Origin of the sequence: Photobacterium arenosum (assembly GCF_014841115.1) — a bacterium.
In the GTDB taxonomy this organism is placed as follows: Bacteria; Pseudomonadota; Gammaproteobacteria; order Enterobacterales; family Vibrionaceae; genus Photobacterium; species Photobacterium arenosum.
In genome coordinates, this window is the sequence record NZ_JACYTP010000013.1 from 23,452 (window position 1) to 36,987 (window position 13,536).

6 protein-coding genes are annotated in these 13,536 nt (G+C 47.2%); all 6 read left to right on the forward strand.

Annotated features, from left to right (window positions below):
- Nucleotides 1-248 precede the first annotated feature (248 nt).
- On the forward strand, nt 249-2,873 hold the full coding sequence (gene pepN, locus IFO68_RS17325) for an aminopeptidase N (RefSeq protein ID WP_192017081.1): 2,625 nt from the start codon (nt 249-251) through the stop codon (nt 2,871-2,873).
- A 72-nt stretch (nt 2,874-2,945) separates the two neighbouring features.
- Nucleotides 2,946-3,167: a DUF2835 domain-containing protein gene (locus tag IFO68_RS17330; protein ID WP_192017082.1), complete on the forward strand. Its 222-nt coding sequence runs from the start codon at nt 2,946-2,948 to the stop codon at nt 3,165-3,167.
- A gap of 420 nt (nt 3,168-3,587) precedes the next feature.
- The gene (locus IFO68_RS17335; protein ID WP_192017083.1) at nt 3,588-8,417 is read left to right on the forward strand and encodes an NAD-glutamate dehydrogenase; all 4,830 of its coding nucleotides are present in this window, start codon (nt 3,588-3,590) and stop codon (nt 8,415-8,417) included.
- Between the two features lie 45 nt (nt 8,418-8,462).
- Nucleotides 8,463-9,482 carry a quinone-dependent dihydroorotate dehydrogenase gene (gene pyrD / locus IFO68_RS17340; RefSeq protein WP_192017084.1) on the forward strand — a complete coding sequence of 340 codons (1,020 nt, stop codon included), beginning with the start codon at nt 8,463-8,465 and terminating at the stop codon, nt 9,480-9,482.
- 248 nt (nt 9,483-9,730) lie between these two features.
- Nucleotides 9,731-10,270: a cell division protein ZapC gene (locus tag IFO68_RS17345; RefSeq protein ID WP_192017085.1), complete on the forward strand. Its 540-nt coding sequence runs from the start codon at nt 9,731-9,733 to the stop codon at nt 10,268-10,270.
- 1,118 nt (nt 10,271-11,388) lie between these two features.
- Complete coding sequence (rlmKL, locus tag IFO68_RS17350; protein WP_192017086.1) at nt 11,389-13,533, forward strand: bifunctional 23S rRNA (guanine(2069)-N(7))-methyltransferase RlmK/23S rRNA (guanine(2445)-N(2))-methyltransferase RlmL; 2,145 nt, start codon at nt 11,389-11,391, stop codon at nt 13,531-13,533.
- Nucleotides 13,534-13,536: the final 3 nt, after the last annotated feature.

The window sequence follows — 13,536 nt, forward strand, 5'->3', positions numbered from 1 at the left end:
CGACCAATTATACGTATTCACATAAAGTATAGTTGATGCGATTTCAAGAATTCTTGTCTTACCTATAATTGCGTGTATATGGCATAGGCTTCACGCTGACTTTACCTGCTCCATACCCGCTATCATAACCTGAAGTTGGGGTATGCAAATTTTTCAGTTCCGCAAACAATGTTTCATCGATTGAAAAGATCAAATCTTGTTCGTTGTTTTGTGGTAACTGCCAATATGGATGATGAAGGAAGGACTTTATGGCCGATCAACCGAATGCCGCTCAACCCACTGCTAAGTATCGTGCTGACTATACCGCACCCGATTTTACGATTACCGACATTGATCTGGTGTTTGATCTGCAAGACACGGCGACCCGCGTTGTTGCTGTCAGTAAAGTGAAGCAACAAACTGCAGGTGTGACGTCACTTGAATTAGACGGTGATGATTTGGTTCTGCGTCGGCTGGAAATCAATGGTGAAACCTGGCAGCACTATGAAGAAACGGCAGATGGCCTGCTGATTCGTCAATTGCCTGAAGAGTTTGAACTTACCATTGAAACGGAGATTAACCCGGAAGCAAACACCGCGCTTGAAGGTCTGTATAAATCTGGTGGTGGCTTCTGTACTCAGTGCGAGGCGGAAGGTTTTCGGCGTATTACGTTTTATCAGGACCGCCCGGATGTGCTTGCCCGTTTCACCACCAAAGTGATCGCAGATAAAGCCAGCTTCCCGTATTTATTGAGTAATGGTAATAAAGTGGCAAGCGGTGAGCTGGAAAATGGTCGTCATTGGGTTCAGTGGCAGGATCCGTATCCAAAGCCTTGCTACCTGTTTGCCTTGGTTGCCGGTGACTTTGATGTGCTGCGTGACAATTATAAAACAGTCAGCGGTCGTGACGTTGCGCTGGAAATCTTTGTCGATAAGGGCAATCTGGATCGCGCCGAGCACGCCATGCAATCGCTTATTAACTCTATGAAATGGGATGAAGAGCGGTTTGGCCTGGAATATGACCTGGATATCTATATGGTCGTTGCCGTTGATTTCTTCAACATGGGGGCGATGGAAAACAAAGGTCTGAATATCTTTAACTCCAAATACGTGCTGGCGAATCCGGCCACTGCTACGGACACGGATTATCTGGGTATTGAGTCAGTTATTGGTCATGAGTACTTTCACAATTGGACCGGTAACCGCATTACATGCCGGGACTGGTTCCAGCTCAGCTTGAAAGAAGGCTTGACTGTATTCCGGGATCAGGAGTTTTCATCGGATCTGGGCTCTCGGCCGGTAAACCGAATCAACAACGTCCGTGTTATGCGTGGGCCACAGTTTGCTGAGGACCGCGGTCCGATGTCGCACCCGATTCGACCGGAAAAAGTCATTGAGATGAATAACTTCTATACCCTGACAGTTTATGAGAAGGGCAGTGAAGTGATTCGGATGATGCACACGCTGCTGGGCGAAGCAGGTTTTCAGGCGGGTATGAAACTGTATGTTGAACGTCATGACGGAACAGCAGCGACATGTGACGACTTTGTGCTGGCGATGGAAGAGGCTTCGGGTGTTGACCTGAGTCAGTTCCGTTTATGGTATAGCCAGTCGGGCACGCCGATTGTAAAAGTCAGCACCGAATATGATGTCGACACCAAACGTTACCTTGTCACGGTAAAACAACATACGGCACCTACAGCCGGGCAAAAAGAGAAACAGCCCCTGCATATTCCGTTTGATATTGAACTCTACGACAGTAAAGGTCAGGTTATTGAGTTACAGCGTAACGGAGAAAAAGTGCATCATGTACTGGATGTCACAGAGCTTGAGCAGACTTTTGAATTTGAACAGGTGAAAGAGCAGCCTGTGATTTCCATGTTACGTGAATTCTCGGCGCCGGTTGTCCTGGAGTACGATTACAGTGACCTGGAGTTAGTATTCCTGATGACTCATGCACGCAATGAATTTGCGCGCTGGGATGCCGGTCAGATGTTACTTGCCAAATACATTCGAAATAATGTGGCCGCGGTACAAACGGGGGACACAGTGGTTTTCCCTGAAAACGTGGTTGATGCATTCCGCGGGGCGTTACTGGACGAAAAACTCGATCCTGCCTTTATTGCTGAAATGCTGACTCTGCCCAGCGAGAATGAAGTGGCTGGCTGGTATGACATTGTCGATGTTGATGCAATACATGCTGTGCTCGGACAGCTCGAAAAGCTTCTGGCGACAGAGCTGGAAGATGAGCTGACTGCCATTTATCACTCACTGAAGCAAGCCAGCTACAGTATTGAACATGGTGCGATAGCCAAACGTGCGTTACGTAATCGCTGCCTCGCTTATCTGGCATTGACAGAGCAGGGTGAAAAACTGGTGTCAGCTCAGTATGAAACGGCCGATAACATGACAGACACTATGGCTGCCATGTCAGCGGCTAATGAAGCACAGCTGGCCTGCCGCGAATTGCAGATGGCAGATTTCAGCGACAAGTGGAGCCATGACGGACTGGTTATGGACAAATGGTTTATTCTTCAGGGTAAGAATCCAGCGGAAAACGCTATGGATAATGTGCGTGACACTATGCAACACCCAGCGTTTAGCCTGAAGAACCCGAACCGTACACGCAGTCTGGTAGCGAGCTTTTGCGCCAACAACCCGGTTCGATTCCACGCAAAAGACGGTAGTGGTTATCGTTTCCTGACTGAGATACTGACCGCCCTGAATACGTCGAACCCGCAGCTGGCTTCACGCCTGATTGAGCCTTTCCTCAAGTACCGTCTGTATGATGAGGAACGCCAGGCACTGATGCGTGCCGAACTGGAGAAGTTGGCCGGTTTGGACAATCTGGCGAGAGATTTGTTTGAGAAAGTGGAAAAAGCACTTGAACAATAAAGCAAGTCTGTTTTAATCAGAAGGCTCCTCCGGGAGCCTTTCTTTTTTTATTCGACCAACAGGCTTGTTTGCATGAAGAGATACACCTTTTCAGTCAACATTCCCTATCACACCTACCTGCAGCATTACTCAGGTGCTGCCAGCTCAGTGCTGGTTCACACCGATGAGGGCCTCCGGCTGCAGCTCCCAGCCGTCAGACTTCGTCCTTTCCTCAGCCAGTTAGGTATAAAAGGGCGCTTTCGGGTTGTGGTGAATGCAGAAAACCGTTTTGAAAAGTTGGAGAAAATCGCTTAAAACCTGTCTTTAGTCGGATATTAACAAATATCCTACATAATTATGCGAAACTGGTTTTTTTATCTGTTGCGAAAAAAGTATCTCATAATCAGTTGCCTGAGATGTTGATTAGTTTCACAGCTAGAAAAAAGTTTATATTTTTAGATGGTTAGACCAAAAAGTGTGTGTAATAGCAAGTTATCGCATTGGAATTTTTGTCTGCTGGCAGGCCACCAGTCAAAACATCTACCTTAGTCACATATTCGATTTTTTCTTCAAAAACCAGAGTAATTAACGTAACCATTTGGCAACAAAACCCCCTACAATAGCTTTCGAGTCAACAATACCTCGCCAGAGAGAAGTTTTTTAGCGCTGAACTCGGGGCGTCGTTATAAAACCCTATACTAGATTGATAAAAGTAATAACGATGGAGCATCTGCTATGACCGCACCTGACACAATAGTGCCGGTACTGCTTGAAAAAGTGTATGGCTTAATCCAGGACAAGATAGAATCCCCTCAGCAGTCATTAGTCGAAGTGTTTGCTCAACGATTGTTAGGACAACTGGCAGATGATGATCTGCTTCAACGGAATGAATCTGATTTGTATGGTGCAGTACTAAGCCTCTGGCACCATCTAGTGCAAAACAAACCTGACCAAATTTCTGTTCGTGTTTATAACCCGACATTGAGTCGATATGGCTGGCAGTCAACCCACACGGTAGTGGAGATTGTGATGCCGGATCATCCATTTCTGGTCGACTCAGTCCGTATGACATTAAACCGTCTGGGTATCACCAGTCATTTGATGTTCAATGGCCCGTATTTCTTCAAGCGCGATGATCAAGGGGTGATCATTGAAGCATGTGGAGAATCCGGAGATCTGCAAACTTTATTCCACATTGAAGTCGATCGGTTATCCAGTAAGGAAGAAATGGATGCTTTGAGAACCGAGCTTGAGCAAGTATTGCAAGATATTGTGCTGGTCGTGAATGACTGGCAGGCAATGCAGAGCAAAATGCTGGAGATTGCAGAAGAACTTAAATCAGCGAAATTGCCGGTAGATAAAAGCCACCGTGAAGAAGCGATTGAGTTTCTGGAGTGGGTGACACGCCATAATTTTACCTTTATGGGTTATCACCAGTACGATCTGGTACCTGTTGAAGGTGATTTTGAACTGCGTCCCTGTGACGAGAAAGGTTTGGGTTTGCTGAGCAAGCCGGGTAAAGCACGTACACTGATGCTGTCTGATTTGCCAGAATCAGCACGTGTAGAAGCCAGAAAGCCAAATCTGCTGATTCTGACCAAGAGCAACGGCAAGTCAGCGATTCACCGCCCAGCGTACATTGATTACATCGGTATTAAACGTCTGGATAAAGACGGCAATGTCATAGGCGAGCACCGCTTCACCGGCCTGTATGCTGCAACGGCTTATCATCAGACAGCGATGAATATTCCGTTGATCCGCAATAAAGTGGTACGCATTCTTCAAAGCAGTGGTTATTCAGAAGATTCACACTCGTGGAAGGCGATGAATAACATTCTGGAAACGTATCCGCGAGATGAGCTGATTCAGGCCAGTGAAAAAGAAATGCAGGATGTGGCCAGCGGTGTTGTCAGAATGCAGGATCGTGATCTTCTGCGTCTGTTTGTTCGCCGTGATCCTTTCGGTCGCTTCTTCTCTTGCATGGTTTATGTCACCCGCGAGCGTTATAACACCGAATTGCGTGTCAAGACTCAGAAAATTTTCCAAGAGTATTTTGGCTCTAAACTGAACGTGGATTTCACCACTTTCTTCTCAGAGAGCCCACTAGCGAGAACTCATTATATTGTGCGTGTAGATAACAACAACTTTGATGTAGATGTAAAAGCGATCGAACGTAATCTGGTAGAAGCAGCGGCTTCCTGGGAAGATCGTTTAATTGATTCACTGATCTCAAATTTTGGTGAGAATCAGGGAACCCCTCTGGCGAAAAACTATGCGCGCGCCTTCCCGCGTTCTTATAAAGAACAAATGCTGCCAGGCTCTGCGGTTGCAGATATTGAGCTGCTGGAAAGCCTGAGCGAAGACAACAAGCTGGGTATGTTGTTCTACCGTCCGCAGGAAGTGGCAACAGATTCCCGTTTTGTGAAGCTGAAACTTTACCATCGTGATGAGCCCATCCATCTGTCAGATGTGATGCCTATGCTGGAAAACCTTGGCTTACGTGTGATCGGAGAGTCGCCATACGAGATCGTTACGGCGAACGGAACAGTATTTTGGATCCTCGACTTTGCGATGCTGGTCAATGGTTGCAACGAGATTGATCTGAGCGATGCACGAGATCGTTTCCAGGAAGCGTTTGCTGCTATCTGGCGCAGTGAACTGGAAAGTGACGGCTTTAACCGTCTTCTGTTCTGTGCAGAGCTGACTGGCCGGGAAATCACTATTGTCCGCAGCTATGCCCGTTATATGCGTCAGGTTGGTTTTCCATTCAGCCAGCAATATATTGAAGATACGCTGGCCAACCATGCTGATTTGGCGCGTGATCTGGTTGATCTGTTCGCCTTGCGTTTTGATCCGGCGAGAAAGTTCAGTGCAAAAGCTGAAGAAGCACTGATCACTAAGATGAATGAAAAGCTGGAAGAAGTCGAAAGTCTGGATGACGACCGTATTATCCGTCGTTATATGGAAATGATTCTGGCTACCCAGCGTACTAACTACTATCAGACTGATGAACAAGGCCAGCCTAAGCCATGGCTGTCGCTGAAACTGCGTCCGTCTGAAATTTCGGAAATTCCGGCACCTGTACCTTTCTTTGAGATCTTCGTTTACGCGCCAGATATTGAAGGTGTTCACCTGCGTGGTGGCAAGGTGGCCCGTGGTGGCTTGCGTTGGTCAGACCGTCAGGAAGATTTCCGTACCGAGATCCTCGGTCTGGTTAAAGCACAGCAGGTTAAGAACACAGTTATCGTACCTGTAGGTGCAAAAGGCGGATTCGTTTGTAAGCGTCAGCCGCAAATGACAACCCGTGAGGAAATCCTGGCTGAAGGTCAGCGTTGTTACAAGCGCTTCATTCGCGCACTGTTGGATGTGACTGATAACATCGTTGAAGGCGAGGTTGTTTATCCGAGCAATGTTGTTCGTCATGATGAGGACGACCCATATCTGGTTGTTGCTGCCGATAAAGGCACCGCGACATTCTCTGATCTGGCTAACTCGGTATCAGCAGATTATAACTTCTGGCTGGGTGACGCATTTGCTTCTGGTGGTTCTAACGGCTACGACCACAAGAAAATGGGTATCACTGCCAAAGGTGGCTGGGAGTCTGTTAAGCGTCATTTCCGTGAGCTGGGTATTGACTGCCAGACAACAGATTTCACCTGTGCTGGTGTTGGTGACATGGCCGGCGACGTATTCGGTAATGGTATGTTGCTGTCTAAACATACGCGCTTGGTTGCAGCCTTTAACCACATGCACATCTTCCTGGATCCAAACCCGGATTCAGCCTCAAGCTGGGAAGAGCGTAACCGTCTGTTCAATCTTCCTCGTTCAAGCTGGGAAGATTACGATGCCAGCCTGATCTCTGAAGGGGGCGGTATATTCTCGCGTCGCAGCAAGTCTATTAAGCTGTCACCACAAATTCAGAAACTCTTAGGTACGCGTAAACAAAGCCTGACGCCAAATGAAGTGATCAAACTGATCCTGACAATGGAAGTGGATCTGTTGTGGAACGGCGGTATCGGTACTTATGTTAAGGCTGCCAGTGAAACACATGCCGATGTTGGCGACCGTGCTAACGATGGCCTGCGTGTTAATGGCGGTGAGTTGCGCGCCAAGATCGTTGGTGAAGGTGGTAACCTGGGTATGACTCAGCTGGGTCGTGTTGAGTTTGCGATCAATGGCGGACGGGTTAACACAGACTTCATTGACAACGTGGGCGGTGTAGATTGCTCTGATAACGAAGTTAACATTAAGATCCTGCTCAATGGTCTGGTTGCGGCGGGTGATCTGACATACAAGCAACGCAACCTTCTGCTTGAGCAGATGGAAGATGAAGTAGGCGATATCGTACTGGACGATGCGTACACCCAAAGTGAGTCTATTTCTGTGACTCAGCATCAAAGCGTACAGCTGCTGAAAGAGCAGATCCGCTTCATTCATCATCTGGAAAAAGAAGCCAAGCTGGACCGTGGTTTGGAGTATCTTCCAGATGACGATACACTGGCAGAGCGCGAGAAAGACGGCATTGGTCTGACGCGTCCGGAGCTGGCTGTATTGGTTGCTTACGGCAAGATGGTACTGAAAGAAGAGCTGGTTACTGAAGAGATCACTGAAGATCCTTATCATAACCGCCTGCTGCCGGCATACTTCCCGAAAGCACTGCAGGAAAAGTATCGTACTCAGATGGAAAATCACCCTCTGAAAGGAGAGTTGATTGCCACATCGCTGGCTAACCAGATGTCTAACGAGATGGGTTGTAACTTTGTTACCCGTTTGCAGGAAGAGACGGGTTCGACAGTGGCGGAAATTTCGTCTGCTTACTCTGTTGGCCGTGATGTGTTTGGCTTTGAGCAGTTCTTCGAGCAAATCCGCGAGCTGGACAATAAAGTGCCTGCGCATATCCAGTACGAAATGATGTATCGTTGCCGTCGTATGCTGCGTCGCATCACTCGCTGGTTCTTGCGTAACCGCGATCGTAAGATGGGCATTGAAGAGCAAATTGCATTCTATCAGCCAACGCTGAACAACCTGCGTGATAACCTGGAGCAATACCTGGTGGCTGAAGAGGTGCAGGAGCATGATGATCAGGCGAACAGCATGATCAACGAAGGCGTCCCGGCACAGCTTGCGCACAATATTGCCCGCCTGAGCAGCTTGTACTCTGCCATGGATATTGCGCAGAGTGCGAAAGAGCTGAACAAAGATGTTGGCTTTATTGCTCGTGTCTACTTTGTACTTGGCGCACAGTTATCACTGCACTGGTTCCTGCAACAGGTTCATAATCAGCCGGTTGAAAACCATTGGCAGGCACTGGCTCGTGCTTCTTTCCGTGAAGATCTGGATTGGCAGCAACGTCAGCTCACATCTGCAGTTATCGGAGCAGGCAAGGGCAGTGAAAAACCTGAAACGCTGATTGAGATGTGGATTGAGCATCATCACTCCGCCATTCAACGCTGGGAAAGCGTACTTGCTGAATTCAAGGTGGGTACAGCCCATGAATTTGCAAAATTCTCCGTTGCAATGCGTGAATTGGTGCTATTAAATTTGAATTGCAAACCAAATCAGTGAATAATCTAGCCCCGTTTATACGGGGCTTTTTTTTAAGGAGGTATAATGATTTACCGCCTCGCGCGTTCGGCCATGTTTCAGCTTGATCCTGAAAAAGCGCATGATTTGGCTATCAAGAACTTTTCTCGCTTCACCGGTACACCTCTCGATATTTTTTACCGCCAAAACCTCCCTGATCGTCCTGTTGAAGTCATGGGACTCAAGTTTAAAAACCCTGTTGGTCTGGCCGCTGGCCTGGATAAAAATGGCGAGTGTATTGATGCCTTTGGCGCAATGGGCTTCGGATTTGTTGAAGTCGGCACTGTGACGCCTAAACCTCAGCCGGGAAATGACAAACCCAGACTTTTTCGGGTAAAACCTGCAGAAGGTATTATCAACCGGTTCGGTTTCAACAATAAAGGCGTTGACCAACTGGTTGAAAATGTAAAGAAAGCCACGTTTGACGGAATTATCGGTATCAACATCGGTAAAAACAAAGATACACCGTTGGAGAAAGGGGTAGACGACTATCTGATTTGTATGGATAAAGTCTACGAGCATGCTGGCTATATCGTTTTGAATATCTCATCACCGAATACGCCTGGACTGCGTAATCTTCAATACGGTGAGGCATTGGATGATTTGCTGACGCAATTGAAGAGCAGACAAACATCGCTGGCTGAGAAGTTTGGCCGATACGTGCCGCTTACGCTGAAGATCGCGCCTGATCTCGAAGATCACGAGCTGATCCAGATTGCCGATTCATTGATCCGAAATGAGATAGACGGTGTGATAGGGACGAATACGACCCTGGATCGTACCCTGGTACAGGGAATGCCGCATTGTGATGAGGCTGGCGGCTTGAGTGGGCGTCCGCTGCAGCACAGAAGCACGGAAGTCATCCGCATGCTTAATCATGAGCTAAAAGGGCAAATCCCTATTATTGGGGTAGGTGGCATTGATTCAGCCATTGCTGCAAGAGAGAAGCTGCTAGCCGGTGCCAGTTTGGTCCAGGTATATTCAGGCTTTATCTATCATGGTCCTAAGCTGGTTAAAGATATCGTACTCAATTGTGATTTACGATAATGAGTGACGCTGTCACTAAACGTTAGCGTTTGTAAATCTGCCGTCATACAAACAACGCCCACTTTATGTGGGCGTTTTTTTGTTCCAACATCGGTAAAAAGCGGTATTTTGTCAAAATTACATAGCTTAACACTATGATCTTACAAATTTTTTCCCCTTTTATTTTACCACTTACTTAGTACAATTCCTTTTACGTACTTAATTTGCTTGCTTTGATCACAGTTAAGACACTGACATTGGAGCCTATCGTGTTAAAACCAAATAATTCATGGACGTGGTATTACGACCAGAAGAATGACTCTTTAATGCTCGACCTGGGCGAAGAGATGGTTTTCCGCGTTTCAATTCCGAGTAAACATCTTATTGCTTGCGCCTTTAACCGATGTGAGTTCACGGTTGACGATGCAAGTACCTATCAAACATACCTCGAAAATATTTCTGCGCTGGATTTGTCTGCTCCGCGTAAGGTCGAGCTGGCCTTAAATGCTGTCGCTGCCAGTCGTTTTCATAAACCCATGATGCCTAAAAGCTGGTTTTTTTCTCAGCAAGAGGGGGGGTATACGCCTCATAACGGCGAGATCATCGGGCTGGATACCGATTTCGGCTCTGCCCGTTACCTGGTTATTGAAAACAGCGGCTGTGCGAGCCTGTGCATGCTGGCGGATGTGGAATCTCATGTTCTGACGTCAGGGAAAGAAATGGAATTCTGCGGCATTATCAAAGTAATGAACGACAGAATGCAGGCCGTCCATTTAGACACAGAGCTTGGCCTGGCGCTGGTAGGCTAATCGTTGGCCTGGAAAAGTATATTTAACAACGATTTACAGCAATAGGCTTTAAAAGCACATTTCTATATATCCCCAATAAGCTATCAGCCACTTGTCATATAGTGCCTGGTTAATCAGCTGCTTTACGTGACCGGATTTAGCTGTCTGTGTCACGGCTCGATTCTCTGCGCCAATTCCCACACTCTCTTCTTATCTAAACACACGTATTTTATCTCATGCCGCTTCTTGCACCTTGAACAGGCCTTTGGCTAAATCAGGGTGTTTTCTCAGCCCCTGTTCTCAACAGAGGGCGTCATGCTTTGCTATCAGCTATCGCCTTTTTGTCTTTTTAGCGGCTCCAGATACATCCGCTGCCGTGGGGATAATAGTCATCAGTGCAGCATCTGATGAATATCTATACGGGTATTGAGCGACATAACGTCATCTTGATGCAAAAAATCAGTAAAAATAGGGACTTTTTTATAGTTACTTGTCTTTTTTTTGGACAAAAAAACACCACTATTTTCCGGTAAATTATCGTTTATCTGGGTGGATATTTCCCTGTTTTCCTCATTTGTGAAAGTCCATTACAAACCCGAACAAGCGCATCATATTAAGTTTCCCAACAGGAAAGAGTTGCATCTGGAGCGAACAGTGCAGCGAGAGATTATTGTATATACATAGGTGTGGAGATAGCGAATGCTTACAAACATTGCTTGTGTTTGGCCGCTGTATCTTCAGTAATCACGCTGTCACTCTGATTACTGATTATTATTAAGCTGTTGATTTTAATAGGATTTATTTTACTGTTTCCATGAGGAAACGATTTTCGGGCGTAGAGGTAAGTGCTTGCTAAATCCGTATTATGAATTGTATTCAAGGAGTTAGGCTAGGTTCGTTTCCTGTGGGAAACTATCTGCCTGGGTGAGATGCTCTGAAAAGTATGCGTTTATCTGTTTTGCTATCTTGGCGTGTGGCGGATTGCAAAGATAAACCGTCTGTGAAGTGGCAAACTGCGATTGTTAGCTTGATTTATACTCGAACAGTGCAGAAAAAATGACTGGCCGGCATAGCTGATACAGGCGCATATCTGTGAATTCAGGTATAATCGCGGGCAACATTTGTTTGAAAAGAAACCCATGAATCAATATCTCGCTATTACTTCCCGCGGTCTGGAAAATCTTCTGGCCGATGAACTGACTCAATTAGGTGCTGCACAAGTAAAAGTTGTGCATGCCGGCGTTCGCTTTTCCGCTGATCAGAATACGGCTTATCGTTGCTGTTTATGGACTCGTGTTGCATCACGTATCGTCCAGGTATTAAGCGAATTCAACGTCAGGAACGATCTGGATCTGTATCTCGGCGCGACAGCGATCAGCTGGGAGCAGTATTTCAGTTCCCGTACCCGTATTGTGGTCGACTTCAACGGTACTAACCGTGAAATCCGTAACAGCCAGTATGGCGCGATGAAAGTTAAGGATGCCATTGTTGACCGGTTTACCAAGGGAAATCAGCCTCGTCCGACAATTGACCGTGAACGACCTGATTTACGCATCCACGTGCGTTTGTCGAACGATAAAGCCATTGTGGGTTTGGATATGGCGGGGAGTGGCCTTCACCAGCGCGGGTATCGTACTGAAGCGGGTAAAGCACCATTGCGCGAGACTCACGCTGCGGCTTTGGTGATGAAAAGTGGCTGGACGCCAGAGAAGCCATTGTTAGATCCAATGTGTGGCTCAGGCACATTATTGATTGAGGCTGCCATGATAGCAGCGGAAATTGCGCCGGGATTAAAGCGTAAGCGTTGGGGTTTTGAAGTCTTAAATGATTTTGACCAGGATGCCTGGCAAGAGATTCATGCTGAAGCCTCTGTGAAAGCCCGTCGGGGTGTGGCTAACGTCACAACACCTTTCTTTGGCCGCGAAATGGACAGGCGTATTCTGAGTGTGGCCAGAGACAACGCAGGCCGCGCCGGTGTGAGTGAGCTGATTGATTTCGAATACGGTGATGCCACCCAATTGGTTCGTCCTAACGGATTCGAGACCGGTGTGATTTTGTGTAACCCCCCTTATGGTGAGCGCTTGGGTACCACACCTGAGCTGATTGCGCTTTACACCGAGTTAGGAAATCGTCTCAAGCTGGCCTTTGCCGGTTCAGTGGCGTCGATCTTCTCATCGTCGAATGAATTGCTGAGCTGTATGCGTATGCGGGCCGATAAGCAGTTTAAGCTGCGTAACGGCGCATTAGATTGTGTGCTCAAGACATATCAGATCACTGCTGGTGGTGTTAAGCAGGTAGAGGGTGCTAAAGAAGGACAACTTGAAGAAACGCTGGTTGCACCGGATTTTGCGAATCGCCTGAAGAAAAACCTGTCGAAATTAGATAAATGGGCAAAGAAAGAAGAGTTGGATTGCTATCGGGTCTACGATGCCGATTTGCCTGACTACAATGCCGCGATCGACAAGTATGCCGACTATGTGGTGATTCAGGAGTACGCAGCACCTAAATCAGTACCTGAGGAAACGGCCCGCCGTCGATTGATGGATATTATGCGTGCCACCATCCAGGTGACCGGGGTTGACAGCGATAAAGTGGTGTTGAAGGTGCGAGAGCGCCAGAAAGGTAAAAGCCAGTATCAGAAGCTGTCTAATGCATCGCGTTATATGACGGTCAACGAATACGGAGTAAAGCTGCAGGTTAACCTGTTTGATTATCTCGACACCGGGCTGTTTCTGGATCATAAAATTACCCGTCGTCGTCTTGGCGAGATGTCAAAAGGCAAAGATTTCCTCAATCTGTTTGCTTACACAGGCTCGGCAACGGTGCATGCTGCTTGCGGTGGCGCTAAATCCACCACAACGGTTGATATGTCAAATACCTATCTGCGTTGGGCACAGGAAAATATGGCCTTGAATGGTCAGGTCGGCCGTCAGCATGAGTATGTTCAGGCGGACTGCCTGCAATGGCTGCAGGAAGTGGATGACACCTTTGATTTGATCTTCATTGATCCGCCAACTTTCTCTAACTCTAAGCGCATGAAACAGAGTTTTGATGTGCAGCGTGACCACATCATGCTGATGGAGAACCTGAAGCGAATGCTGCGCAAGGGGGGAGAGATTGTGTTTTCAAACAATAAACGCCACTTCAAGATGGATGAAGCGGCATTAGCAGATTTGGGGCTGGTGGCGAAGAACATATCTTCTGAAACACTGCCGATGGATTTTGCCCGTAATAAGCAAATTCATAACTGCTGGATTATTACCCATAAGGAAGGCGATGTTTGAGTC